The sequence below is a fragment of the Flintibacter muris genome (assembly GCF_943192995.1).
Lineage (GTDB): Bacteria > Bacillota > Clostridia > Oscillospirales > Oscillospiraceae > Lawsonibacter > Lawsonibacter muris.
Genome location: NZ_CALPCP010000023.1, coordinates 13,296 through 36,391 on the forward strand (window position 1 = coordinate 13,296; position 23,096 = coordinate 36,391).

At 50.6% G+C, this 23,096-nt stretch carries 27 protein-coding genes, 1 tRNA gene and 1 pseudogene; 17 read left to right on the forward strand and 12 right to left on the reverse strand.

Annotation, left to right across the window (positions count from 1 at the left end):
• Nucleotides 1–4: 4 nt before the first annotated feature.
• Together NFS22_RS15545 and NFS22_RS15550 are read left to right on the forward strand one after the other, a co-directional pair.
• Complete coding sequence (locus NFS22_RS15545) at nucleotides 5–2,383, forward strand: hypothetical protein (RefSeq protein ID WP_251318622.1); 2,379 nt, start codon at nucleotides 5–7, stop codon at nucleotides 2,381–2,383.
• Between the two features lie 205 nt (nucleotides 2,384–2,588).
• Nucleotides 2,589–4,715, forward strand: coding sequence for an InlB B-repeat-containing protein (locus NFS22_RS15550; protein ID WP_251318623.1), 2,127 nt, complete (start codon nucleotides 2,589–2,591; stop codon nucleotides 4,713–4,715).
• 66 nt (nucleotides 4,716–4,781) lie between these two features.
• Here the strand turns inward: NFS22_RS15550 and NFS22_RS15555 are convergent, their stop codons facing one another.
• Nucleotides 4,782–5,033, reverse strand: a complete 252-nt coding sequence (locus NFS22_RS15555) for a type II toxin-antitoxin system Phd/YefM family antitoxin (RefSeq protein ID WP_251318624.1) — start codon at nucleotides 5,031–5,033, stop codon at nucleotides 4,782–4,784.
• A 24-nt stretch (nucleotides 5,034–5,057) separates the two neighbouring features.
• On the opposite strand from NFS22_RS15555, the gene NFS22_RS15560 reads away from it, so the two are divergent.
• From NFS22_RS15560 to NFS22_RS15575, 4 genes are all read left to right on the forward strand, one after another.
• Entirely contained in the window at nucleotides 5,058–6,377 is a 1,320-nt protein-coding gene (locus NFS22_RS15560) for a hypothetical protein (protein ID WP_251318625.1), read from the forward strand.
• Nucleotides 6,378–6,390: 13 nt separating this feature from the next.
• Nucleotides 6,391–6,801 carry a hypothetical protein gene (locus NFS22_RS15565; protein ID WP_251318626.1) on the forward strand — a complete coding sequence of 137 codons (411 nt, stop codon included), beginning with the start codon at nucleotides 6,391–6,393 and terminating at the stop codon, nucleotides 6,799–6,801.
• 12 nt (nucleotides 6,802–6,813) lie between these two features.
• Entirely contained in the window at nucleotides 6,814–7,830 is a 1,017-nt protein-coding gene (locus tag NFS22_RS15570; RefSeq protein WP_251318627.1) for a hypothetical protein, read from the forward strand.
• Nucleotides 7,831–8,000: 170 nt separating this feature from the next.
• Nucleotides 8,001–8,270, forward strand: a complete 270-nt coding sequence (locus NFS22_RS15575; protein ID WP_251318628.1) for a hypothetical protein — start codon at nucleotides 8,001–8,003, stop codon at nucleotides 8,268–8,270.
• An 81-nt stretch (nucleotides 8,271–8,351) separates the two neighbouring features.
• Here NFS22_RS15575 and NFS22_RS15580 read toward each other — a convergent pair whose 3' ends face one another.
• Together NFS22_RS15580 and NFS22_RS15585 are read right to left on the reverse strand one after the other, a co-directional pair.
• Entirely contained in the window at nucleotides 8,352–9,716 is a 1,365-nt protein-coding gene (locus NFS22_RS15580) for a hypothetical protein (protein ID WP_251318629.1), read from the reverse strand.
• A 260-nt stretch (nucleotides 9,717–9,976) separates the two neighbouring features.
• A complete protein-coding gene (locus NFS22_RS15585; protein WP_251318630.1) occupies nucleotides 9,977–10,903 on the reverse strand; it encodes a tyrosine-type recombinase/integrase in 927 nt (308 codons plus the stop codon).
• A 335-nt stretch (nucleotides 10,904–11,238) separates the two neighbouring features.
• Between NFS22_RS15585 and NFS22_RS15590 the strand changes: the two genes are divergently transcribed.
• Together NFS22_RS15590 and NFS22_RS15595 are read left to right on the forward strand one after the other, a co-directional pair.
• Complete coding sequence (locus NFS22_RS15590) at nucleotides 11,239–11,739, forward strand: Panacea domain-containing protein (protein WP_251318631.1); 501 nt, start codon at nucleotides 11,239–11,241, stop codon at nucleotides 11,737–11,739.
• Nucleotides 11,736–12,107: a type II toxin-antitoxin system PemK/MazF family toxin gene (locus NFS22_RS15595; protein ID WP_251318632.1), complete on the forward strand. Its 372-nt coding sequence runs from the start codon at nucleotides 11,736–11,738 to the stop codon at nucleotides 12,105–12,107. Before NFS22_RS15590 ends, NFS22_RS15595 begins: the two co-directional genes overlap by 4 nt.
• A gap of 221 nt (nucleotides 12,108–12,328) precedes the next feature.
• Here the strand turns inward: NFS22_RS15595 and NFS22_RS15600 are convergent, their stop codons facing one another.
• Entirely contained in the window at nucleotides 12,329–13,093 is a 765-nt protein-coding gene (locus NFS22_RS15600) for a Rha family transcriptional regulator (RefSeq protein WP_251318633.1), read from the reverse strand.
• On the reverse strand, nucleotides 13,090–13,299 hold the full coding sequence (locus NFS22_RS15605) for a hypothetical protein (protein WP_251318634.1): 210 nt from the start codon (nucleotides 13,297–13,299) through the stop codon (nucleotides 13,090–13,092). The genes NFS22_RS15600 and NFS22_RS15605 overlap by 4 nt, the downstream gene beginning before the upstream one ends.
• 201 nt (nucleotides 13,300–13,500) lie before the next feature.
• On the opposite strand from NFS22_RS15605, the gene NFS22_RS15610 reads away from it, so the two are divergent.
• Complete coding sequence (locus NFS22_RS15610) at nucleotides 13,501–13,695, forward strand: helix-turn-helix domain-containing protein (protein WP_277614816.1); 195 nt, start codon at nucleotides 13,501–13,503, stop codon at nucleotides 13,693–13,695.
• A gap of 29 nt (nucleotides 13,696–13,724) precedes the next feature.
• Nucleotides 13,725–14,237: a hypothetical protein gene (locus NFS22_RS15615; RefSeq protein ID WP_251318635.1), complete on the forward strand. Its 513-nt coding sequence runs from the start codon at nucleotides 13,725–13,727 to the stop codon at nucleotides 14,235–14,237.
• A gap of 35 nt (nucleotides 14,238–14,272) precedes the next feature.
• Here the strand turns inward: NFS22_RS15615 and NFS22_RS15620 are convergent, their stop codons facing one another.
• Complete coding sequence (locus tag NFS22_RS15620; protein ID WP_251318636.1) at nucleotides 14,273–14,575, reverse strand: Rha family transcriptional regulator; 303 nt, start codon at nucleotides 14,573–14,575, stop codon at nucleotides 14,273–14,275.
• Nucleotides 14,572–14,781, reverse strand: coding sequence for a hypothetical protein (locus NFS22_RS15625; protein ID WP_251318637.1), 210 nt, complete (start codon nucleotides 14,779–14,781; stop codon nucleotides 14,572–14,574). Before NFS22_RS15625 ends, NFS22_RS15620 begins: the two co-directional genes overlap by 4 nt.
• Nucleotides 14,782–14,942: 161 nt before the next feature.
• Between NFS22_RS15625 and NFS22_RS15630 the strand changes: the two genes are divergently transcribed.
• The 4 genes from NFS22_RS15630 (at nucleotide 14,943) to NFS22_RS15645 (ending at nucleotide 18,442) form a co-directional block, all read left to right on the forward strand.
• Nucleotides 14,943–15,161, forward strand: a complete 219-nt coding sequence (locus tag NFS22_RS15630) for a helix-turn-helix transcriptional regulator (protein WP_251318638.1) — start codon at nucleotides 14,943–14,945, stop codon at nucleotides 15,159–15,161.
• Nucleotides 15,139–15,744, forward strand: a complete 606-nt coding sequence (locus NFS22_RS15635) for a hypothetical protein (RefSeq protein ID WP_251318639.1) — start codon at nucleotides 15,139–15,141, stop codon at nucleotides 15,742–15,744. The genes NFS22_RS15630 and NFS22_RS15635 overlap by 23 nt, the downstream gene beginning before the upstream one ends.
• Before the next feature lie 219 nt (nucleotides 15,745–15,963).
• Entirely contained in the window at nucleotides 15,964–16,779 is an 816-nt protein-coding gene (locus tag NFS22_RS15640; RefSeq protein WP_251318640.1) for a hypothetical protein, read from the forward strand.
• Nucleotides 16,739–18,442 (forward strand): YkyA family protein, encoded by a 1,704-nt coding sequence (locus tag NFS22_RS15645; protein WP_251318668.1) that lies wholly within the window; start codon nucleotides 16,739–16,741, stop codon nucleotides 18,440–18,442. The genes NFS22_RS15640 and NFS22_RS15645 overlap by 41 nt, the downstream gene beginning before the upstream one ends.
• A gap of 147 nt (nucleotides 18,443–18,589) precedes the next feature.
• On the opposite strand, the gene NFS22_RS15650 is transcribed toward NFS22_RS15645, so the two are convergent.
• The 5 genes from NFS22_RS15650 to infC all read right to left on the reverse strand — a co-directional run bounded on the left by NFS22_RS15650 (nucleotide 18,590) and on the right by infC (nucleotide 20,606).
• A tRNA-Gln gene (locus NFS22_RS15650) sits at nucleotides 18,590–18,663 on the reverse strand.
• Between the two features lie 65 nt (nucleotides 18,664–18,728).
• Nucleotides 18,729–19,364 carry an acyltransferase domain-containing protein gene (locus NFS22_RS15655; RefSeq protein WP_251318641.1) on the reverse strand — a complete coding sequence of 212 codons (636 nt, stop codon included), beginning with the start codon at nucleotides 19,362–19,364 and terminating at the stop codon, nucleotides 18,729–18,731.
• A gap of 56 nt (nucleotides 19,365–19,420) precedes the next feature.
• The gene (gene rplT, locus NFS22_RS15660; RefSeq protein ID WP_251318642.1) at nucleotides 19,421–19,777 is read right to left on the reverse strand and encodes a 50S ribosomal protein L20; all 357 of its coding nucleotides are present in this window, start codon (nucleotides 19,775–19,777) and stop codon (nucleotides 19,421–19,423) included.
• A 21-nt stretch (nucleotides 19,778–19,798) separates the two neighbouring features.
• Nucleotides 19,799–20,011 (reverse strand): 50S ribosomal protein L35, encoded by a 213-nt coding sequence (gene rpmI / locus NFS22_RS15665; RefSeq protein WP_251318643.1) that lies wholly within the window; start codon nucleotides 20,009–20,011, stop codon nucleotides 19,799–19,801.
• Between the two features lie 16 nt (nucleotides 20,012–20,027).
• Nucleotides 20,028–20,606 (reverse strand): translation initiation factor IF-3, encoded by a 579-nt coding sequence (gene infC / locus NFS22_RS15670; RefSeq protein ID WP_251318644.1) that lies wholly within the window; start codon nucleotides 20,604–20,606, stop codon nucleotides 20,028–20,030.
• Between the two features lie 240 nt (nucleotides 20,607–20,846).
• Here infC and NFS22_RS15675 point away from each other — a divergent pair.
• The 3 genes and pseudogenes from NFS22_RS15675 to NFS22_RS15685 form a co-directional block, all read left to right on the forward strand.
• Nucleotides 20,847–20,942 (forward strand): annotated as a pseudogene (locus NFS22_RS15675) (AbrB/MazE/SpoVT family DNA-binding domain-containing protein); the annotation flags it as partial.
• A gap of 189 nt (nucleotides 20,943–21,131) precedes the next feature.
• Entirely contained in the window at nucleotides 21,132–21,752 is a 621-nt protein-coding gene (locus tag NFS22_RS15680) for a DUF6088 family protein (RefSeq protein WP_251318645.1), read from the forward strand.
• Nucleotides 21,749–22,765, forward strand: coding sequence for a nucleotidyl transferase AbiEii/AbiGii toxin family protein (locus NFS22_RS15685; protein ID WP_251318646.1), 1,017 nt, complete (start codon nucleotides 21,749–21,751; stop codon nucleotides 22,763–22,765). Before NFS22_RS15680 ends, NFS22_RS15685 begins: the two co-directional genes overlap by 4 nt.
• Nucleotides 22,766–23,096: the final 331 nt, after the last annotated feature.

The window sequence follows — 23,096 nt, forward strand, 5'->3', positions numbered from 1 at the left end:
GATCATGGCGCTATATCAGCCGACAAATATATTCCCATCTTCCTTCGCCGGGCAGGGAGGCGGGACAGTGGATGCCAGCCAGCCACTGACAGTGTCCTGGCAGGTAAATGGAAACTCCGCCATGACGGGGTATCAGATTGACATCTTTCAGAATACTGTTTCATCCACACGGGTCTACACCTCCGGCGTGGTGAACATCTCTCCCTTCTGGGGAGTGAGTTCCACAGGAGATACGAAGTATTACAGTGTGACAATCCCAAACCCGAACCTGGTGAACGGGTTTGCCGATGGGTACAAGCTGCAGATCACCCAGTATTGGAACGGCGGGAGCATCCAGCAGATCTCCCCCTCCTACTTCATTACCCGGGCGGCTCCAACCCTGAACATTCAGAGTTTTATAAATCCCATTTCCGGGCGGATGGCCAGCTTTACCGCCAACTATACGCAGGCTCAGGGAGACGGGCTGGACTGGTTCCGGTGGCTGCTATGTGAGGCGGGCCATGAAAACGAACCCTTGGAGGATTCCGGGAACATCTACGGCTCCGGAGAGATCAAAGTCAGCTATGATGGGCTGTTTACGGGCACCGATTATCGGGTCCGGTGTATGATCCAGACGGAGAACGGTGTAGAGGCGGATACCGGGTGGGTGGATTTTACCGTTGAGTACCAGGTGTCTGACATGCTGGGCTATGTGGACGCCTGCCGCCACCCAATTGAGGGGATTACCCTCCGGTGGCCGCTGGTGTCTTACATCCCCGGGACGGCTTCTGGTCCCTATGCCATCCAGGACGGAGTGCTGGATCTCCCAGCTGGGTCTTCAGTGACCTGGAACCAAAAGAATGGGGGAGAGCTGGACATCGGCGCTCCATGGACCCTGGCCTGGTCCGGGTATCTCCCGGCCGCAGGGACCGCCCCGGTGTTGACCGTAGTACCTGGGCTAACCTTTTCAGTGACACCCTCTTCGGTACGGCTGGAGCTGAACGGGATAGCTCTCTGGTCAAACTCCATGTCGGGGATTGAACCGGATTGGCCCATGCGCCTTGTGATAACGCCCAGAGAAATGCACTTCTACCACATCGTCTCCCAAGGAGGTCTTCTCCCCACCACGCAGTTGTCTCCCGGAAACAGTCTGTTTCCCAGCGGCGGGAGCTACTCTTGGAGGAAGATTACTTACCCCTTGACCTGGGTGCAGCCGGACATTACCGCACTGACTCTTCACGGAGAACAGCGGTGCCAGTGGCTTACAGTGATGGCCGGGGAGGTCTCCGGGGCGTTGCTGAATGATCTGCTGACCAACATGACCTACGAGCCAGCCTGGACACTGGACACCCGCTTTATGGCCGGGTTTTATCAGGGTCTGAACGGGGGAAATATCGCTCCTGTAGGAGATACTGTGACAGGTGTGGCTCTGTACCGGAGGAAGGAGGGGGAGAGTCGGCTCCGACTGGTGGCCAATCTGGATATCGGCACGTCGACGCTGGTGGACGAAGGATTTCGTAATCAGGAGACCTACATCTATTATCTGTTTGTCCTGGGGGCCAGGACCTACGTATCCGCCCCGCTGATCTCCAACCCCATCACCCCCATGTTCTGGAACTGGACGGTGATGAAGACCGAATTGGATAACAAAACCTACCATGTGAAGGAGGTCCATGTCTTCCGAAACTCAGTAAATACGGACTCCATCACCAACAACAACGCCCCACAGCTCTTACAGAACTTTACCCCCTATCCCAACCGGCAGCCCAGCTCTTTCAATTACCAGAGCTCCACACTGACAGGGTATATCGGACAGGTAGATTTTGAAAAGAACCGATATTTTGACACAGTGGAACAGGCGGACGCCCTGCGGGCGCTGTCCGTAAGTACAGACCCCAAGTTCCTCCGGGACCGGAAGGGGAACCTGTGGAAAATTGAGACCGGGGCGGCGGTATCCTTCCAGACGGGAGACAACCAGGTCCCGCAGCCCTACTTTGGGACCTTCCCCTGGGTGGAGACAGGGGACGCGGAGGGTATGTCCATCATCAGTGGCCCGGGGGACTGGAACGGCGGAACGGGGCAAAAGCAGGAGACAGACCGGGCGGCCATTGTGGTGACGGCCCCCGCTGGGGCCCTTGTGACTATCACCGCAAACGGTTCTGTGGTCCTCTCTCAGACCTGGATCGGGCCCGTGGTGTATTATCCCCCCGCCTACGGAAATTACGCCGTGAGCGCAGTTCTGGGGGCAGATTCTGACCAGAAGACCATCACGGTAAACGACGACCTAACCTACTATGCCGGGCTGGTGTTCACAGGGCCAATCATTCTGACCGCAATCGGACCCTCCGGGGCCAGCGTAACGGTGACCGGGAACGGGTTTATTCAGACGAAGGTAATTCAATGAAAAACTGCCCTCCGGGTGGAGGGCAGTGAGTTACGAATCAGTTTTTAAGAGAAGTACTTTTTCGTGACCAAGGACAAAACCAAAATCGATCGTGTTGCATCTGCCCCGTTTCTTGACCTTGTTTACCCTGCATATCGAGTAGCAGCAAATATTATTGAAAATAAATTATCTACAGCAAAAAAATTTTTACATTGGGGGTAAAAGTATGGGAACAGTGAGTTTTGAAGTGCCGGGGCCTGGAATCTATCAGGTGACATGCGACCCCAGGTTGGAGCCGCTGGCCAACAGCGGAACGGCGGGAGAGGTTCTGGCGGGGAAACAGTTTTATAGTGAGAAGAACGCTCCTGTGACCGGGACGATGCCAAACAATCCGCCCCAGCAGGTGAGCGTGGCAGGCGGGGAAAGCTACACTATTCCCCAAGGCTACCACGACGGCACAGGGAAGGTGACGGGGACTGGAACGGTTCTTCCTGCGCTGACGAACCCCGGAACTGCAGGGGACCTTTTGAAGGACAAGGAACTAATCGACCAAAGCGGCAACGTGGTGACTGGGACGCTGGATCCAGTCTCCCCCACCTACGCCGGTTTGCTGGTGGTGACAGTGGAATCCGGGGCGGTGGTGACCGCCACAGATGGGATTACCACCCTGACAGAGACTTCTACTGGGATGGCCACCTTCCACCTGCCCAATGGCGGCACATGGACGATATCCGCCACGCTGAACGGAAACCAATCCGCCGCCACGGAAGTGGAGGTACAGGAAAATTTTAGCTTGGCCCTCTCCGCCGGGGCCACTCAAACCGTGAACATCCCCACGCAGTATGAGGCGGAATTGTCCTTTATCCCGACTTACACTGTAACGCTGACTATCGACCCCACTGGAAGTGGAACTGTGACCGGAGCGGGGGAGTATCAGGAGGGTACGCGGGCCACCGTTACCGCTAATCCCGGGGATGGGTACGAGTTTGCAGCGTGGAAGGAACCTGAAGGGTCAAGGCTCCCAACCGGCTACACGGAACTGGAATATATCCAGGCGACTGCGGGGTTTACTTACATTGATACAGGGAAGACCTTATCCTCAAAAGCAAAATATGTTGTCGATATAGAGGTTACTATGAAAGGAGGAACTTCCTACCCTAAATTTGTTATTTGGGCAGAAGATACAACCGCTGGGCTACTTTATCAGGCGGGAAACGGAGTACAATTCGTGATTCGGAACAACGGCACCACATTGACAAATATAAACCCCGATCCTGACACAACAGTCCCGAAGCGGCACAGAGCAGATATAGACCTTCAAAATGGGACTTTTTCGCTTGATGGAACTATTTATAGCATTACTGTGCCGACTGATTTCGCTTCGACACCCTCTGTTTTATTGTTGGGGGGCGCACATGCTAACTATTCCCTTTACGGCAAGCTCTATTCTTTTGAAAATTACGAAGAAGGCGTTCTTGTTCAAAAGATGGTTCCCTGCTCCGACCCTTCCGGCGTTATTGGTCTATACGACCTTGTGGATGGTATATTCTACGCCAATGCAGGAGCCGATACTTTTACTGCTGGCCCGGAAGTAAGTGGCGATATTACTGTCAGCGAGGAATCTGAGTATACCTTCACTGTGACAGGAGACCGAAAACTGGTGGCGGTGTTTGCAAAAACCTCTAGACTGCCCGAAGGGTACACGGAAGTGGAGTATATCAGTAATCCAAACCTTACCTACATTGAAAATTTGAACATTCCGGGCCAAAACTCTAACAATCTTTACAGCTCAAAAAGATTTGAATTTTCTGTTAAATTTTTAGATTTTGCCGATTCAAGTGAAGACACCATTACTGGGCGGTACTATTACTATAGACCAACCTCTGGATCTGCAACTCAGAATAATTACCGTGTATATCGTTCTGAAAACATTTTAACTGTTTATGGGGGCGGTGACTACAAAATAACCTCCCCATATTCAGTTACGCAGGATAAATCTTCAATAATTATTGATCTTCCAAAAAAGAAGTTTGTTTTTAATGGCGCAGATTTGGTTCTTAATTTGGGTATAGCTACAATTGGGGCTAGAAATACATATCCGCTATTTGCAAGACATTATTATTACAGATACAGTGCAACCAGCATTACACAAAGATTTGATTCCCAATCAAACTTTGAATTTTACGAATTAAAAGTATATGAATCGACTTCTAATGAAATAAATGACTTGCTTTGCCACTATGTACCATGTATTAACCCGGATGGAGAGGTCGGGCTTTATGACATTGTGAGAGATTTGTTTTTCACACACGCAGACACTGACAAAGTGTTTGTCGCTGGCCCCGCCATATAAAGTCAAAGAAAAGCCGCCCGGAAGGGCGGCCCAATGGAGATATTCGTAATGAGTCCACGTGGTACATTACCACGCCTCCTCTGGATCGTATGGAACACAGCCATCTAGAGGCTCCGCTTCAGCCTTCTCAATGCTGCTTTCCACATCATGAATTGAGCACAGATGCATGGTTTCCAGCAGGCTGTTGTAATCAGATTCACTGATGATAACCGCATTTCTATTCTTTGTTGTTACATTCACCACATCGCCATAGGTCACTGCCTGATCCACAAAACCAAACACATTTTTCCGAAAAACAGTAATATTGGTATTCGTCATTACAGCCACCTTCATCACCAATAGATGCGCATTATAGCGTACACCATACCACCTGTCAAGGATTTTAAGGAGGAGATAGCTACGACCGACCGGGAACGCTGGGCAGCGTACTTAAACGCCCTGGAGGGGCCGTTTCTCAAACTGGCACGGCTGGACTTTCTACAACCAGACGGCTCCCTGGCCTTCTCTATTGACAATAACCACAAAAACCGCCGCGCCGGGGCGTTTATCCAGGAGGGGGAGCTGACAGTCAACCTCCAGAACGGCCAGAGGAGGCAGGCCGCCATTACCCTGTCCAACCTGGATGGGGAGTATGACTTCAATGTGAACAAGGTGTGGTTCGGCCAGCAGATACGACTGATGGAAGGGCTGGTCCTTCCAGACGGGACAGACTACTACCTCCCACAGGGGGTTTTCTACGTGAAGGATCCAGAGGAGACCTTTGAGCCGGGACGGAAGACGGCCCGGTACACCCTGGCGGACAAGTGGGCCTATCTGGACGGGACGCTGTTCGGCAACCTGGAAGGGACATACCAGATCAGCCGGGGGGAGAACCTGTTCAACGCAGTGACCACGCTGCTCCAGAAGGGGAGGGGGAACGGACAGCCCATTGACAACGTGCCCCCGGTGTTCACCACCTATTACAACGACCGCACCGTCACTCTGCCCGACGGTACCACCGCGAGCTGGCTCACGGCCCCTTACACCTATCGGTGCGAGAGTGAGAACGGCACCTATGCAGAGGTGCTGCTGGAGGTGAACAAGATGCTGGTGGGCTGGATGGGCTACGACCAGGCGGGACATTTCCGGGTAGACGCCGCCTATGAGGACATTTTGGACACGGACAAGCCGGTGCAGTATCAGCTCTCCCCGGAGCGGACCACCTTTCTGGGGTGTACCTACACCATAAAGAACACCGAGGTTTACAATGATATTATCGTCCGGGGGACGGCCCTGAAAGAGAACGAGCCTATCCCCACGGGGAGAGCCATAAACGCCGACCCGAGAAGCGATACCAATGTGAATATTCTGGGCTACAGGACCCAGCGGCGGAGCGAGACGGCCTATTACGCAGATGGGCAATGCCAGGAGCTGGCGGAGTTTTATCTGAAACGGAACACGGTGCTGCAGAAGTCGGTCACCGTGCAGACCAGCCAGATTTTTCACCTAACGGAGAACAACCTGGTCACCATCCAGCGCACAGACAAGCCCGGTTCTCCCGTGGAGCGGCATCTGCTCACCGGCTTCTCCCGCCCTATTGGTCAAACCGGGGCTATGCAGCTCAATTGTACCTCAGTGAATGACTTCCCCCTGGCCACGGCGGCGCCTATGCCAGGAGAATGAAAGGAGAAAAATTATGCCTATTGTAAACGGAAAATACAAAAATCCGGGATGGATTGATAACGCCCGTCCGCCCATCAGCGCTCAAAACTTGAACGATATCAGTGATACGCTGGAAAAGCTGGATCAGGGCGGGGGAGGAACGACCGGTGTAACCAGTTTCAACGGGCGCACAGGGGTAGTAAATCCTCAAAGCGGGGACTATACCGCAGCAATGGTTGGAGCGAGACCGTCTACATGGCTGCCCACCCCCGCAGAAATAAATGCAGTTCCTGCCTATCGTACAATCAATGGGAAAGCGCTCACGGCAAACATCACTCTGTCAGCCTCCGATGTTGGAACCGCACCTATTACTATCAACTCCACTGACCTTACTGCCGGGTCCAGTTCGCTGGCTACCGGAGCGGTCTACCTTGTGTATGAATGAGGAGGGTGCGTAATGGCAAAAAACGCCTATGTTGGTGTGGCTGGGAAGGCCCGGAAGGTCAAAGAAATTTATGTTGGAGTAAATGGTAAGGCCCGAAGAGTGGTAAAAGGCTATGTAGGGGTGAACGGCGTAGCACGACAATTTTGGCCAAACGGGAAGACCCTCTCTGCGTGGCAAAAAAGCACATTGCCGGCAACCGATAATTGGACGGGAGTTGCCTATGGGAATGGAAGGTTTGTTGCGGTGAGTGCATCACAAAGGGCTGCGTACACATCAAACGCAGTGTCTTGGACAAATGGTACACTTCCACTTGATGCAGGGGATGTTCCGTGGGATATCACCTTCGGCAACGGTAAATTTGTTGTTGCCGCAAGGGGGGGCACCGGCGCATACAGCTCAAACGGCAGTTCTTGGACAAAAACGACTGTCCCAATCGGCAACTGGATGTGTATTGCCTACGGCGGCGGAAAATATGTCATGCTGGGGCAATCTGGGAGTGCAGCATACAGCGCAGATGGCATTACGTGGCAGAAAGCTGATCTTCCTTTCTCAGGATCGTTTTTTAGTGTTGTATACGGAGAAGGAAAATTTGTTGCTGTAAATACAGACGGAGCGGCTGTCGAAAGTGTGGATGGAGTTAACTGGAGTAGAGCCGCTTCTGTTCCTACCGGCCTTCGAGCTATCGCCTATGGAAATGGCATGTTCCTGGCTGGCGGACCAGCAAACGGGGTGCTGTTCTGGAGCAAAGATGGTGGAAAAACTTGGAATAATAATTTTATAATTAAACCTGCAGCATCTGTCTGGGGAATCGCCTATGGAGACAGCTTATTTGTCGCAGTTGGGAACCAAATGTCCACCGGGTCTGCGTCACAGGAATCTGTAAGCACCACCGATGCTCAGACTTGGACTGCGTATAAACTTCCGGAACAGCAAAACTGGACCCGCGCTGCGTATGGAGATGGACGGTTTGTTGTAGTGTCTGGGTATTTCACTCCGGCTAATGCTGCTGCCTATGCGCTGGTTAATTAAGAGGAACTGACGATGCTGAAAACAAACATAATCACCAGAACCTATCAGATCATACTACGCACCCCCTCGGGTGCGACAGCGAGAGCTAGTGTTGACGCAGAGAGCCCAGAGTCCGCACGACTCAAGGCCCCGTGCCCACACGGCTGGGAGCTGCTGGAGGTGGTCCCGATATGAACGGTCAAGACGAGGTTAGGGCTATTCAGAAGGCCCTGGAACCGTGGATTCGGAAGATTATCCAGGACGCCACAAAAAACTGCGTGAGACGGAAAACCGTCACCGTTGCTACCCCGCCCAACGGGACCACAATGGGGGTGAAGGAGCCCTACGACGACGCCGTGATGGACTTGCCCTATGTGTCCACCATGTCTGGCGCAAAAGCGGGGGACACCGTGACTATTGAGTGGCTATATGGGCTGAGTAATGCGGTGGTGGTGAAATAATATCTTTCAAAAATCGATTTTTTCTGCAAAGATTAAAGTACAAGAAAAGCGGTTGCCACCAAGATGCAGCAACCGCTTTTTTTAAATCGTTATATCGTCTAGATAGCCCCAGTCTAACACACCGTCGCCATCAAATTTTCTGTCCCCTATAATTAAGTCTATATCTTCGCGGCTCATTGAATTTCCAAGATAAACCAGGACACTGCTGTCATTCCAACAGTCCCAAAATTCCTCTAATCTATCAGGTTCAAGTGAACTTAGGGGAGATGGGAACGACCTTACTCTCTTCGTATAGTTTGCCTGATTATTTTTAAACGGTCCTTTATAACACATGTATTTTGTGTCTTCCTCTCGAACAATTTGCCAAGCGTTCCCGGTTGAATCATTGCACAAACCATTGACAAAATTTCCTGAATAGAGTAATTTGACCGATCCATCTTCAAAGTAGTGAATCATATAGGCGTTTCCGGTTATATCATTAAAGTACCCATCAGCAGTGTTACCATAATAATAAGCAATCTTTTTGCCGCAAATTATTTCACGAAATCCATCTGCCGTAAGTACATCATCTTCTGTAGCACTACTCAAATCAAAGTCTTTGAAATAATCGTCCTCTTTGGCGTAAAGCCAAGTTTCACCCGTACTAAAGCTTTCTTCGCTCAATCGATCCGCATATGCCCAAACTATTTTTTCAGAACTCATTTTATAATAAAAGACCTGCTTGCAACTGAGCAACTTACCATTCAAATAAATCGCATCAGTAATCAATTCCAGTTTATTGTCTCTATAGGTATTTATAATACAATTTCCGTCCCAGCGCCCATTTTCATTGATATATCCATAAAAAACTACCTCTTGCCCCCCGCTTTCATATGGCAAAAGAATCTTGTGGTTTGCCAAGTCACTTACTTTTAACTCCTGCCCCGATTCAGAGCTGCGAGCTACAACGGTATTAGATAGAAGTTGGACAACTGGTGCTTTGCCTGGTAAGTCTGGTGCATTCAAGGTTCGAGAAACTTCATAGGAAAATTCCTGAGATGCTGCCGCATTTATTATTGTGCCGTTTGCAGAAGCTTTTATTTCATAGAGTTCTTCCCAAAAAGCCGCATCAGTATTGCCAAGCTCCTTAACCGTCTCTCTCATTTCTTCACTGAATGACTTTAAATTCTCTGATAAATCTTCAACTCTATCTCCAAAGTTTTCCACTTGCACTGGTAGGGTATAAAAATTAGACAATCCTAAGGTAATTACTAAGGACAATAGAATACCACCTATAGTACATATCAATGCCAACATCGGTTTGCTGATATCCCACCACGCTTTGCCCTTACTATCCCCCTTTTCATCAGTCTGAACCGATTTGTTGCCTTCTTCCATAAAACTATAGCCCCTCTCTTTTTTTAATGGCGCATAGATTCCCGGTTTTAAAAGTAAAAAGGACATCATACTGCAACCTCATTTTATATCAATTTCATTTTTTGTCAAACCATATTTTACCAAAATTGGGTGTCAAAATAAGAGAAAAAATAGGACTTGATTTAGCAAATTACGACAAAATTTTTCTATATGTATTCTCTTTATTTACTTTTATATCCAATCGTTGTATATTTAATAAATAATATCTCGAGATTTGGAGTGTCATCCTGATTCGAGAAGGTAAAAAAAACACCATCCGGTTATTTAGAGGGATGGTGTTAGATTAACCTTTAATCTGGCTTGCCGAAGGCCACGGCCATAACCGCGTTGGCGCTGCGGATGGGGGCGGTGTCTGGGGCCACCAGGGAGGCGTAGCGCTCTGTGGTTTCGATTTTGCTGTGTCCGAGAAGTGTCTGCACCTCCCGCATGGAGACGCCGCAGGACACCCACCAAGAAGCCGCCGAGTGGCGCAGCGCGTGGGGAGAGATGTCCTTCCGCCCCGTCATAGCCTCCACATAGGCTGTTATGTTGTACTGGGCTGTACGTTTGTTCAGGAGCTTATAGCCCCCCTTCTTCAAGGCGTTCACAAACAGCGGCATACCCTCCGGGCAGGCTTTGCGCTGATGGTCCATGTACTGCTTTACCGCCTCCTGGGCTATGGCGGGGAAGGGCACCAGACGGCGCTTGTCTCCTTTACCGTGGCGAACCACAGCCTTGCCGCTCTCCCAGTCCAGGTCCTCCGGGGTGAGGGTCAGCAGCTCTGCCAGCCGAAGCCCGGAGGCAAGAGTCAGAATGGTCATTGCCCGGGCCCGGAGATACACCCGACCGCTGATGACCTCCGGGATGTAGTCAGGCCGGAGAATCCGCTGAATATCGTCGTGGGTCAGCAGATTGTCGTAGGGCTGGTATTTCTCCTGGCCGACAAACAGGGTGGGAACTGGATTTTCCCCCGTGACCATGCGGGCCTGCAGCATAAAGGAGATGGCACTGCGGATTTGCCGCATATACTGGGTGATGGTGTTGGGCTCCAGGCCGAACATGGACCGGCGGTACTCCAGGACCATTTCCGGGGTCAGCTCCTGGCCGGGGTATTCCTTTGACATAAAGTCAATGAAAAAGCTCAGGGCGTAACACTTCAGTTCCTTTGTGTTAGGTGATTTGTCGTCATAAAAGCCCAGGTACGCCGGGACGGCGGCGGCAATTTGCTCTATGGTCATAGGGAGCTCCTTTCTTTCTGCATCTGTGCGGGTGGTTCTCAGTATGAAAAATTTTTCTATTGTTTAGAATGGATAGATGGTTTACTTGTGTCCAAAAATAGAGTATACTAGAAGATAGAAGGAGGCGAGCGCTATGTTAAGCGAAGTTCAGCAGTTAATTGACGCCTCGGAAGTTGTTGGGTTTTTAAGATCGGCGGCAGCTTGATATTTCCTATTCCTAGAGGCAGTGGATTCACAGCGCACTTGGCAAAATTTGATTTTTTAGGGAAATGAGCTATCAAGCCTTGAATTAAGCCAATATCGTGGTATAATGCAAGGAAAGTGGAGGTGATACCATGGTAAAAATTGTTGACGTGGCGGCGTATGTTGTCCAGCGATACAGCGAGTTAACCAAAGAACGCCTTGACGAGATGAAATTGCATAAGCTGCTCTATTTTATTCAGCGAGAATCTTTCGCAATCACGGGTCAGCCGGCATTTGATGGTGACTTCGAGGGCTGGAAATTCGGCCCGGTAAGTCGGGATGTACGAAACCATTACTGTGAGGGAGAAATGGTATGCCCAATGAAAGAAGTTCCGGATGAAATTCAATATATTGCAAACAATGTCATCCTCGAATACGGATCTTTAGCTTCGTGGAAACTCAGTGAGCTTTCCCATCAAGAGACGTCTTGGAGGAATGCAAGGATTGGCCTGAGAGCAGGAGAAAACGGAAGCAGGAAAATAAAGCTTGAGGATATTCGAGAGGATGCAAAGAAAGTGCGTCCTTACGACCATGTTTGGGATATGTACTACGATGAATTTGATGATGCTCAAGAGGAGGTTGTCGATCCTTGATTGGGAAAGTCTACCTCTCCAGAGTCGATTATTTTGATTTAAGGACCAATTGCATCCAAAGGAAAACAAGGCCGGTTTTAGTGGTCGGAGGCCCAAATGATAATGACTATACTGTCCTTCCTATTTCGACCATTACCCTGCGCCAGAATGTGAATTCCTATTATGATATTCTTATTCCTCCGCAGGAAAGGGCAGCATTAAGTTTAAATGCTGAATGCTTTATCAGGGTACATAAACAAATGCCGCTTCATAAAGGTGCTATGTTCAGAGAGATTGGGGATATGAAAAACGATACTCCCAATCTATACTTAGAGGCTGTTTCAAAAATGGAGGAATTTCAGAAGAATATCGTCGATTATGTTCTCTAAAAATTTCCCCTCCCCCGCAGGTTTTCCCCTGCGGGGGGCTTCTTTTTTTTGCGATTTTCAAGCTGCATATATGTCAAAGGGGCGGCGGTTGACTCCCCCTGTGCCGATGGGTTTCCCGCGACACTCCACACCTGCATCTTTTCCTGATTTATGCAGGTATGGAGTGTTTCGGCCCGTACCCAGCGGGCCATCGTCAGGCGGGTGGTTCACAATCAGCGATTTCAGACTACTACGGAGGCATTTCGGTTTGCTTTGGCGCGGTCTATTGTCTCCGTGAGGACGCGGACCAGATATGCTGCTCTTGTGTTTCCAGGCAACCGTATACCGGTTTTGTAGTTGCTCAGCAGAACTCTGTTGACTCCTGTAATCTCAGCTAATTGTGTTGTGGTAAAGCCATATTCTTTGATAGCCTCGTTAATAAGCTGTCCGACGGCATACGGCGACGGGTACAGCTGCGGATTAATGGACTCGACCCGGGGTATTGAGAACCCACCTTGCTCCAGGAAATTCAACACATAGGGCAGCCGTTCATTCTTACAGTTTGACACGATAAGAGCGGCTTTCAGGTAGTCATCTGTGGTCAAGGCCCTCTGCTCCACTGCATAGGCATCCAGGGAAAGCTCCTGCTCCTGAATACACTCCCGCATCCTCTCAAAGGCGGTTATATAAGCAGCGGTGAACAATACGCCTTTCTCCCCGGTCATCTTGTTCGCCACCATGTCGCAGCCCTTCTTGGTCAGCAGGTAACAGGGGCGGGCCTCGCCTTTGCTGTCCTGGTAAGTGGATGGGATGAAGAAGTCACTCGGCCCAAATTTGGACTCAGTGGAAACGGGTCCAAATTTGGACTGGTTAGAATTTTCCATCACATCAATGTACCCTTGGATATCCCGCAGAAGGTGCTTGTGCTGCTTCTCCACCATCCGAGCCACTTCTCGACTATCCACCACCTCAGTATTTCCGTGGAGGAACACTTGCAGCTCGTTCATACCACCGATCTCCTTTCCGCCTTAGCGGCCCGGTAACCTTTGGCTTTTCCGTACTCAAAGAGCAGACATAGGGCACTGAACATATCGGTCTGAGAAAATTTCCACACTTCGTCCAGCTCACCCAGGCAGAAACAGTATTTGTCGTGCAGATCAGCAGGTAATTCTGTTCGCTCTATGTACCGCTGCATTTTTTCGATTTCACTCATGATTTTTCCTCCTTATTGATTTTGCTGGGGTTGGTGTTATTGTACACGCTCATGGACAAAATGACAAGGGTCATTTTGTCCAAACTTGTGTACACTTGTTTGTGCAATATTGTACTTGCGTTTGGACAGAGGAAATGCTACACTAAATAAAAAAGTGGGGTGATAGAATTGTCTATATCCATGGAAAGGGTTAAAAGCCTAATGGAGGAGAAAGGGCTGAAAAAGTGGGACCTCCGCCAGATGGGTATAAATGGAACAGTTTTAGATAAGGTGTTGTCAGGGCCGCTTACAAAGAGCAGACGGGTCGATACAGAAACAATCAATAAATTATGTACTATTTTAAACTGTCAACCTGGCGATATTATGGAATATGTACCCGACAACAGTGATTATTGAAGATAAATTTCCTAACAGAGGTGTGAAGTATGGGTTTTAAAGATTTTTTCAAGCTAGATGGAGACCAATGGGGATTATCGGGAGAACATTTGGAGGGGTTGAATGGTGTTGCTTATAACGCTCATATAGCCCTTAGGACTTGGCCGGACAAGAGACACGTTGTTTTGAAGTGCCAAGAAGAAATAATCCTCCCTTTTAACCAAATCGTTCAAGTAAACTTTATTCCTTGGGAAAAGACTATTACTAAAGCTCTAAGTCCTCTCGCTGAGGGTATTGTAGGAGGCCTGATTGGCGGCGAAACGATGGCTGTAGTCAGTGCCATTGACGCAAAGGGGCGCACCCGTGCGGAGAAAGTGAAGGTCCCACATGCTTTAGAGATTCAGTATCATCCGAAAGGGGATTCTAGAACGGTTAAAAGTGTCGTAATGGCCCCGACCGTTAAGAGCACAGCAAAAGAATGGGTGGAAACACTGAGAAAATATGCTAATCTCCCAGAGCCCCGATACATCACTCCTCAGCCCAAGGGCCCAACCTACTTATAGTAAAAGGAACCGTTACATCTGCGTAACGGTTCCTTTTATATCTGAAGATGTTCCAGGACCTCCAGGGCAAGGGTTTGGTTCTCCCCGGTCATCTTGTTCGCCACCATGTCGCAGCCCTTCTTGGTCAAGAGGTAACAGGGCTGCTCTTTGTTCTGACTGTTGATGTAGGTGTGCGGAATGAAGAAATCGGACTGGGAGAAATCTCCCTGTCCTAAATATTCGCAGTAGGACCGGATCGACTTCATCAGATCATTGTGGGGGCGGTCCACCATCCGAGCCACTTCTCGACTGTCCACCACCTCAGTATTTCCGTGGAGGAACACTTGCAGCTTGTTCATACCACCGCTCTCCTCTCCGCCTTAGCGGCCCGGTAACCTTTGGCTTTTCCGTACTCAAAGAGCAGACATAGGGCACTGAACATATCGGTCTGAGAAAATTTCCACACTTCGTCCAGCTCGCCCAAGCAGAAGCAGTATTTGTCGTGCAGATCAGCAGGTAATTCCGTTCGCTCTATGTACCGCTGCATTTTTTCGATTTCACTCATGATTTTTCCTCCTTATTGATTTTGCTGGGGTTGGTGTTATTGTACACTTTTTAATTTCGGATGTCAATATATAAATTTCTTTTTTTATTTATTTTTCTTTTTGTTGTTGACATAGTACATTTTACAGTGTATATTATAAAAGTAAGGAAGGGGGTGGCTTTATGCCTCTCAGTATGGGTGAAAAGATCAAAGTTATTTTAGGTCGCCGTGGAATTACATTAGGCGAGTTGGCAGAAAAAACCGGACAGTCTCGTCAAAATCTCTCAAATAAAATGGGTCGAGATAATTTTTCTGAAAAAGAACTATTGGAAATTGCAAAAGCACTTGATTGCACATATCATGCAGGATTTACCATGAATGATACTGGAGAGGAAGTCTAAATTTTCCTTGAGTTCTCAGGCTGTGCGTGGTAAAATTAATCATCATCTATGGGAAAAGGTGATTATTTTGGGAATTAAAGACTTTTTCAAAATAAGCGGAGACCAGTGGGGCCTTCCATCCGACCATTTAGAGGGACTTGGAGGAGCCTCTCTCCAAGAGCGTATTCGTGTTTTCACTGACAAAAATAGTGAATGGGTAGAGTTTGAGGTCCAAAAAAATAAGACCATTCTTCCATTCAGCCAAATCGTTCAAGTAAACTTTATTCCTTGGGAAAAGACTATTACTAAAGCCCTAAATCCTCTTGCCGAGGGTATTGTAGGAGGCCTGATTGGCGGCGAAACGATGGCTGTAGTCAGCGCCATCGACGCAAAGGGGCGCACCCGTGCGGAGAAAGTTAAGGTCCCACATGCTTTAGAGATTCAATATCATCCGAAGGGGGATTTCAGAACGGTTAAAAGCATTATTTTGGACCCGGTTGTTAAAAGTATGGCAAAAGAATGGGTGGAAACACTGAGAAAATATGCTAATCTCCCAGAGCCCCGATACATCACTCCTCAGCCCAAGGGCCCAACCTACTTATAGTAAAAGGAACCGTTACATAAGAAAGATTGCAAAACTGTTTAGCCAAAAATGAAATTTTATCTTGCACTGCCTGCAAAGTTGTGGTATAATGTCCTAACAATTAAATGCTGTTTCCTACCCTGAATTGACAGGGATAGAAGGGCCAATTGAGGTCATAGGTCGAGTTTAGAACACTCGGTCTATGACCTCTTTTTTAATTTAAGAAAGGAAAGGAATAGTATGGCAGCAGAAGAAATTGTAAAATTGAAAGTAACCACAGAGGGAGACCAGGCGGCACTTCAAAACCTGACCAAGCTTGACCGGCTGATTGCAAAAATCAACGGGCAGAAGATAAACATCAGCTTCTCCCAGGGGATGAATGAGGCGGCCACCGCCGCAGAGGCCCGGGAGAAATCCTACCAAGAGGCGCAGAAGACCCAACAGGCCATTGAGAAGACCGCTCAGGCGGAGGCCCGGCAGGCCACGGCGGACAGCCAGGAAAAGCTGAAAGAGAGCTACAGCAAGATCGGGGCCATCATCCTGCGGTCTGTCACCCAGAATATCCAAAAGGCCACCAAGGAGCTAAAGGCCATGAATGCGGAAATGGTGTCCATCCAAAAGGTGACAGGAGCCACGGACGCGGAGATGGAGCGTTTGAAGGATAACGCCTTTGAGGTAGCCGGGGCGCTGGGGTCCACCCCCTCCGACTACCTGGCCTCTGTGACCAAGTGGGCTCAGGCGGGCTATGGGGCCCTGTCCGACCAGTTGGGCGAGCTGTCCGCCAAGACGCAGGTGGTGGGCGACGTGAACGAGGAGACCGCCAACAAATTCCTGCTGGCGGTGGACGCAGCCTACAAGTACAAGGGCAATATCGACGCCCTGACCCGGGTTCTGGACGGAGCCAATGAGATATCCAATAGCCGCCCTGGAGAAGAACAATATTGGCGGAGCCAACAACGGGAAAATCTTCGACCTGGAGAGCCAAATCTGGGGAGACAAGGACTCCATCCGGGATTTGCAGCAAGGCCTTTGGGACGAGCTGGAGCGGGCCTTTGACGACATCTTTGACAAAGCCCAGGGGGATATTGACGCCATCGGGGACGAAATCGACGAGATACAGGACCGGATGGACGATATCAACGATATCCTGGAGCAGTACGACAAGGAGCTGGAGGGAATCCTCAAACCCATCAACGATACCCTGGAGAAGCTCAACGACCAGCTGGAGGCGGAGAAAAAGCGGTTGGAGGCCCTGACAGATCCTCTGAATGAGCGGAAGGACGCCCTGGAGGATCAAATCAAAGGCTACTACACCCTCAACCCAGATGGCTCTATGGGACCCTATATCAAGGGGCTGGACGACCACATTGAGGAGATTCAGGACCAGATCGACAAGGCCAACGAGGAGTTGGACCGGGTAAACGACGCCTGGAACGAGCAGAAAGACCGGGAGGAGGAGGCCTTGGCCCTCCAGAAAAAGCAGCTGGCCGTGGAGGAGGCTCAAAAGGCCGTGGAGGAGGCTCTGCTGGCCCTCCAGACCGCCCGGAACGAGAGGAATGTCTATACCCTCAAGGACGGCGTGTGGGCCTGGAGATCAGACGAGGAGGCCGTAGCGAAAGCCGAAAAGGCCCTGGCCGATGCGGAGAAGGCCAAGGAGGAGGCGGAGAAGGAGCTTCAAGACTACAAGGAGGAACAGGCCCACAAGCAGATTGTCAAACGGCTGGAGGAACAGATCAGGGCCCTGGAGGAGCAGAAGAAGCTGCTGGACAAGCAGAAGGACCTTATTAACAAGCAGATCGACGCCATCAGCAAGCAGATAGCCGCCTATGAGAAGGAGAGCAAGGCCAGGCAGGACTACATCCAGAATCTGATTAACCAAAAGGAGGAGGAGAAAAAAGCCTGGGAGGACCACTATGAGGCCCTGAAGGAGCAGTACAGCCAGCAGCTTGATGCCCTTGAGGCGGAGAAAAAAGCCGCCGAAGAGCGGAAAAAGCTGGCTGAAAAGCAGTACGACGACTGGATGGACACCTGGAAGGATATCCAGAAGAGCATTGAGACGCCCGCTCGGGACCTGAGCGAGATTCTGAATGATATTGCCCGGTACGGCACCCCCGCTATGGCTGACCAGGTGGACCGGGTGACCGAATTGCTCCGGGATTTGGGTTACGCCATTGAGGATGTAACAAACGGTGGAGGATTTGACCCAGACGACGGGGGGAATGGCGGCTCTGGAGGACAGGAAGGTATGAGCCGCCAGGAGATCATCGACCAAATGATCGCCAATGCCTACGCCTGGGAAGCTGCCACCAGCAAGGCAGAACGGGACCGGCTGATGGCAGAAAACCAGCGTCTGGGGGCTATGATCGGAGCCAACTATGACCCGGCCTCTGGAAAATGGGATATCTTTGACTACTCCGACGGCCAGATCACCGCGAGGCCTTGGGCTTATTGGGATGACTACAGCGGCCGGGGAGTCAGTTCTCCTTCGCTGTATAGTTTGGAAAATGATGATTACAGCAGATATAAGAGAGAATATGGACTGCTGTCTACCAGCGACCTGGCCCCTGTCAGGCCCGCTGTGGCCCCGGGCTATAACCCGGTAACCAACACCTATGATGACCACAGTATCACAGTGAACGGGGTGACCATCGGAACTTCTATGCTCCAAAGGCCCTTGAGTGAGACCCTGGGACTGATTGGACTGAATATGGGGAATTGAAAACGCCAGGCACTAAAAAAGTTCCACCACCTTTTCCACCACCTAACTGCACTTGAATAGCTGTTTTTGAGCAATTCATAGGTTGATAGGCAAATAGCAAACCCGCCGAAAGTCCTTGATTTCCAAGGCTTTCGGCGGGTTTTTCTGTGGCAGCCGGAGAAGGATTCGAACCCTCACAAACAGAGTCAGAGTCTGTCGTGCTACCCTTACACAATCCGGCTATTTACACTACTCTCACAGGGACAAGTGCTATTATAGCAAATGTTTCAAAATTGTCAAGAGGTAATTACAACTTTTTTCTTAATAACAACCTAAAAAATGCTGACACCGAACATGCAGAGGCGGCCAAAGGCCGCCCCTGCACATGGCAGCAAATTTGATGATTGCTATAGTATTCCACAGGCGCAGCCGACAGCCCCGCCTGTTCCAGAGAACGGTCCACCGCCTCTGCCGTCAGCCGCGCATCTGAAGGGATGTGCAGGGCGATAACTGATTCCCCCTCCAGCCGGTCAAACTCATACTCCAACACTCCAAGGCGGAAAATCTGCATACTGGTCTGGCGGTAGGCCCACCAGCCCCGGTCAAAGTACATCTGCCCGGTTTCCTGCTCGCATTCTGCAAGAAATCGGGGAAAGCACTTCATAGTATCGATATAAATCTGGATTGGAATATGCTGGTCTTGATAGCGCTGATGTGTACGCTGGACGCACTCCAGGTAACAAAGCAGCAGTTTGAAATGACTGGGGCTGTCGGAAAGGAGTTTGTTCAGCTCCTGGCAGGTGGAAGGGGCAGTGTCTGCGTTTAGCAGCCGCTCCAGATACGGCTCGGTCTGTTCCCAGGATATTTCGCGGGCAGCCCGCTCCAGCTGGTTGATAATGTTGGGTTGCAAGCCAATCAGCTCATATAGATGTTTTAATTCCATACTCTCCATATGCTCAAAAAGAGCGTCCCCCACCGGGGACGCTCTTAACGTTCAAATCAGGCCAGAGCCTTTTTGGCAGTGTCAGTAAGCTGGGTAAAAGCGGCCTTGTCATTGACAGCCATCTCAGCCAGCATCTTGCGGTTGATGATGATACCAGCCTTTTTCAGACCGTTCATAAAGGTAGAGTAGTTCATGCCGTTCATCTTGCAGGCGGCATTGATACGAGTAATCCACAGCTTGCGGAAGTCACGCTTCTTCAGCTTGCGGCCGGTGTAGGCGTACACGCCGGACTTCATCACAGCCTGATTGGCCATCTTGAAGTGCTTGGACTTGGACCCCCAGTAGCCCTTGGCCATTTTCAGGATCTTGTTTCTTCTCTTGCGCGTCATCATCGCGCCTTTCACTCTTGCCATTGTTCGTTCCCTCCCTCTGTCTTACTTGTACAGGATCATGCGCTTGACAGCGGCCTCGTTGGTCTTGTCAGCGATGGTGGTGCCGCGCAGGGCCCGCTTCAGCTTGGTGGTTTTGCCGTGGCCGTTGAGCAGGTGGCGCTTCTTGGTCATGGCCCGCTTGACCTTGCCGGTGCCGGTCAGAGAGAAACGCTTTTTGGCGCCGCTGTGCGTCTTGATCTTGATTTTCTTCGCCATAACAGTTTGAACTCCTTTACTTACTTTTTGTCTGCTTGGGTGAAAGGAAGATGGACATGTGCCGGCCCTCCAGCTTGGGGGACTTGTCCATCACGGCGATCTCGCCGCATTCCTCCGCGAACTTGAGGAGCAGATCCTGGCCGATGTTGGTGTGGGCCATCTCGCGTCCGCGGAAGCGGACGGTGACCTTGCACCGGTTGCCCTCGGACAGGAACTTTTGAGCGTTGCGCAGCTTCACATTGAAGTCGTTGACATCGATGCTGGGAGACATGCGGATCTCCTTGATCTCCACCACCCGCTGATTCTTGCGGGCTTCCTTCTCGCGCTTGGTCTGCTCGAACCGGTACTTGCCGTAGTCCATGAGCTTGCACACGGGGGGGACGGCATTGGGGGAAATTTTCACCAGATCCAGACTCCGCTCCTCAGCCAGGCGCAGAGCCTCCTGGGAGGACATAATGCCCAGCTGCTCACCGGATTCAGAGATCAGGCGTACCTCTTTATCCCGGATATCTTCATTGGTTTGATGACCTGTGTTAGCGATGGGAAAGCACCTCCAAACAAAATAAAATGTGGGCTGCCGATATGGCCCCCACATCACAACAAAACAACACCGGAATACCCGGCGGTGTTACTCCATGTTAACCCTTTGGCTCTGGCCTGGGGTGAGGACGGGGAACCGTACCTGCTTTCTTGTGCAAAGCACATTATAGCACCGGGAGATACCCTTGTCAAGGACGAATTCCAAGTTTTTTTGCTTTTGTTGATTTACTATAGTTTGCGCTTTCGCTCCAACTCCAGTTGCTGCTGTCCACCGCGTCAGCGGTTTAATTCAAAAATTGTTTGTACCTGCTTGACACAATGGGACGATCTTGGCCGGGTGGTAATCCCCAAGGAGATTCGCCGCACCATGCGCATTCGTGAGGGCGACCCGTCGCTGATAACATTGGAGCCATGGGAGCGGTTCTGCGGGGGGATGCTGGAGCTGGGGAGGCGGATGGGGTTTGGTACATAAGGGCAAAAACTCGTCAGAAAAATCACACGATTTTTCTGACGAGTTTTTAATAAAGTCACTTGCTGTTTTGTCAGAAAAATGGTATAATTTTTCTGACGAGGTGAGACTATGAGCAGACCGGATTATCAAAAGAGGATTGAGGCGCGGATCGCTTCGTTCCCCGAAGGAAGCACGTTTATCACATCAGATTTCCTGGATATTGCCGATACGCAGGTGGTAAACAAGGCGTTATCCCGCATGACGGAGACGGGAAGCATCCGACGTATCCTGCGGGGGGTCTACGACCGCCCCCGGTATAGCGAACTGCTTCAAGAATGGGCGGCGCCCAAAGTGGAGGAGGTGGCCAAAGCCATTGCCCGGAATTTTGGGTGGACCATCGTTCCCTGCGGCGACACGGCGCTGAATCTGCTGGGACTGTCTACCCAGGTCCCGGCGGTGTGGTCTTATATCAGCAATGGGCCATATCGGAGTTATCAGATTAGCAAGACGGACCTGGAATTCAAGCATACGGCAAATCGGGACATCGACAGGCTCTCGCCGGTGTCTGCGCTTGTGGTCCAAGCCCTGAAAGCGTTGGGGAAAGAAAATATCGGAGCCCCCGAGAAGAGAAAGCTGTCTGCCGCACTGACAGAGGAAAAAAAGGCGTGTTTACTGGAGGAAACCCAGCACAGCACAGCCTGGATATTTGAAACTGTGAAGGAAATTTGCGAATTGGAGAAAGCGGAATGAAACATATCAGTAGAATTCCTGTTTCCGAGCGGGAGATATTGTTCCGAAATACTGCGGAAAAGTGCGGAATGAGTCCAGGCATTGTGGAAAAGGACTTCTGGGTCTGCTGGACGCTGGACTACCTGTTCCACGACTGCCCCTGGGCAGAGCATCTGGCCTTTAAGGGCGGTACCAGCCTGTCCAAATGCTTCGGGCTGATCCAGCGATTTTCCGAGGACATCGATTTGATCCTGGATTGGCGGCTGCTGGGGTATGAAAAGGACGAGCCTTGGGCGGAGCGGAGTAAGACCCGGCAGGACAAATTCAACAAGGAAGCCAATGCCCGGACGGAGGAATTTTTGCGGGAGACCTTCTTACCGCAATTGCAGGCGGACTTTGGGAAGCTGTTGAATGACGGGTTTTCCCTCTATATCGAAGAGGACGATCCTCAGACGGTGTGCTTCGGCTATCCCAAGTCGTTTCAGGAGGGCAGTATCTTACCGGTGGTTCGGCTGGAGATCGGCGCACTGGCGGCCTGGACGCCCGCAAAACAAGTGGAAGTCGCCAGCTACGCCGCCCAGCAGTATCCCCAGGTGTTCGAGCATCCCACAACATCTATCCTCGCCGTGGCTCCGGAGCGTACCTTTTGGGAAAAGGTGACCATCCTGCACAAGGAGGCCTTCCGTACCAACGGGAGATTCCCCGCCCGCTATTCCCGGCACTACTATGACCTGTGGTGCATGGACAAATCCCCGGTCAAGTCCGCGGCGTATGGGGATCTGGCGTTGCTGGAGCGGGTGGTGCGGTTCAAGGAGCGGTTCTACCCGGCGGGTTCGGCCCACTATGAGCTGGCAAAACCGGGTACGATGCGGCTGCTGCCGCCAACGGACTGCCTGCCCCTCCTGCGGGAGGATTACGAGCATATGAAGAATATGATCTTTGGGGAAACGCCGGAATTTGAGGAAATCATGGAGTGCATGGAGCGGATGGAGGAGAAAATCAGTGGACTGGAATCTTGGAGTGAAGAGTTTTGAGCTTCAATAGAAACTTGTAAGTGCATTCCAATGTTTGATTCTCTACTGGACAAAAATGTGAATTTCCGTAGTTTTGCCCCGTAAATCCGGGACAGCATCTTATGCCAATTCCGCTGGTGGAGCAGGGGCTAATCACGCTCTCTGTCGGAGGAGCCCAGAGATCCTAAGCAAAGGTATAACAGCAACACAATCGATATTGGAGACGATAACGCTACAGGATCTTTCTGCAGTAAACACTCCGCAGAGCATTTTATCCACAATTCAGCAAAAGACGAGAAGCAGACTGCGCCGCAGCCTACCTCTCGTCTTTTGCTTCCGCCTAAAACTGTAT

Bases quoted from the DNA above. Each gene is read 5' to 3' on its own strand.
- NFS22_RS15585 (WP_251318630.1), bottom strand. From the start codon at position 10,903: ATGACCATAGAGCAAATTGCCGCCGCCGTCCCGGCGTACCTGGGCTTT.
- NFS22_RS15655 (WP_251318641.1), bottom strand. From the start codon at position 19,364: ATGGAATTAAAACATCTATATGAGCTGATTGGCTTGCAACCCAACATT.
- NFS22_RS15545 (WP_251318622.1), top strand. From the start codon at position 5: ATGGCGCTATATCAGCCGACAAATATATTCCCATCTTCCTTCGCCGGG.
- NFS22_RS15550 (WP_251318623.1), top strand. From the start codon at position 2,589: ATGGGAACAGTGAGTTTTGAAGTGCCGGGGCCTGGAATCTATCAGGTG.
- NFS22_RS15610 (WP_277614816.1), top strand. From the start codon at position 13,501: ATGGAGGAGAAAGGGCTGAAAAAGTGGGACCTCCGCCAGATGGGTATA.
- infC (WP_251318644.1), bottom strand. From the start codon at position 20,606: ATGTGGGGGCCATATCGGCAGCCCACATTTTATTTTGTTTGGAGGTGC.
- NFS22_RS15575 (WP_251318628.1), top strand. From the start codon at position 8,001: ATGAACGGTCAAGACGAGGTTAGGGCTATTCAGAAGGCCCTGGAACCG.
- NFS22_RS15635 (WP_251318639.1), top strand. From the start codon at position 15,139: ATGATACTGGAGAGGAAGTCTAAATTTTCCTTGAGTTCTCAGGCTGTG.
- NFS22_RS15680 (WP_251318645.1), top strand. From the start codon at position 21,132: ATGAGCAGACCGGATTATCAAAAGAGGATTGAGGCGCGGATCGCTTCG.
- NFS22_RS15685 (WP_251318646.1), top strand. From the start codon at position 21,749: ATGAAACATATCAGTAGAATTCCTGTTTCCGAGCGGGAGATATTGTTC.
- NFS22_RS15565 (WP_251318626.1), top strand. From the start codon at position 6,391: ATGCCTATTGTAAACGGAAAATACAAAAATCCGGGATGGATTGATAAC.
- NFS22_RS15605 (WP_251318634.1), bottom strand. From the start codon at position 13,299: ATGAGTGAAATCGAAAAAATGCAGCGGTACATAGAGCGAACAGAATTA.
- NFS22_RS15640 (WP_251318640.1), top strand. From the start codon at position 15,964: ATGGCAGCAGAAGAAATTGTAAAATTGAAAGTAACCACAGAGGGAGAC.
- NFS22_RS15620 (WP_251318636.1), bottom strand. From the start codon at position 14,575: ATGAACAAGCTGCAAGTGTTCCTCCACGGAAATACTGAGGTGGTGGAC.
- NFS22_RS15625 (WP_251318637.1), bottom strand. From the start codon at position 14,781: ATGAGTGAAATCGAAAAAATGCAGCGGTACATAGAGCGAACGGAATTA.
- NFS22_RS15600 (WP_251318633.1), bottom strand. From the start codon at position 13,093: ATGAACGAGCTGCAAGTGTTCCTCCACGGAAATACTGAGGTGGTGGAT.
- rpmI (WP_251318643.1), bottom strand. From the start codon at position 20,011: ATGGCGAAGAAAATCAAGATCAAGACGCACAGCGGCGCCAAAAAGCGT.
- NFS22_RS15580 (WP_251318629.1), bottom strand. From the start codon at position 9,716: ATGATGTCCTTTTTACTTTTAAAACCGGGAATCTATGCGCCATTAAAA.
- NFS22_RS15570 (WP_251318627.1), top strand. From the start codon at position 6,814: ATGGCAAAAAACGCCTATGTTGGTGTGGCTGGGAAGGCCCGGAAGGTC.
- NFS22_RS15560 (WP_251318625.1), top strand. From the start codon at position 5,058: ATGCGCATTATAGCGTACACCATACCACCTGTCAAGGATTTTAAGGAG.
- NFS22_RS15590 (WP_251318631.1), top strand. From the start codon at position 11,239: ATGGTAAAAATTGTTGACGTGGCGGCGTATGTTGTCCAGCGATACAGC.
- NFS22_RS15615 (WP_251318635.1), top strand. From the start codon at position 13,725: ATGGGTTTTAAAGATTTTTTCAAGCTAGATGGAGACCAATGGGGATTA.
- NFS22_RS15555 (WP_251318624.1), bottom strand. From the start codon at position 5,033: ATGACGAATACCAATATTACTGTTTTTCGGAAAAATGTGTTTGGTTTT.
- rplT (WP_251318642.1), bottom strand. From the start codon at position 19,777: ATGGCAAGAGTGAAAGGCGCGATGATGACGCGCAAGAGAAGAAACAAG.
- NFS22_RS15630 (WP_251318638.1), top strand. From the start codon at position 14,943: ATGCCTCTCAGTATGGGTGAAAAGATCAAAGTTATTTTAGGTCGCCGT.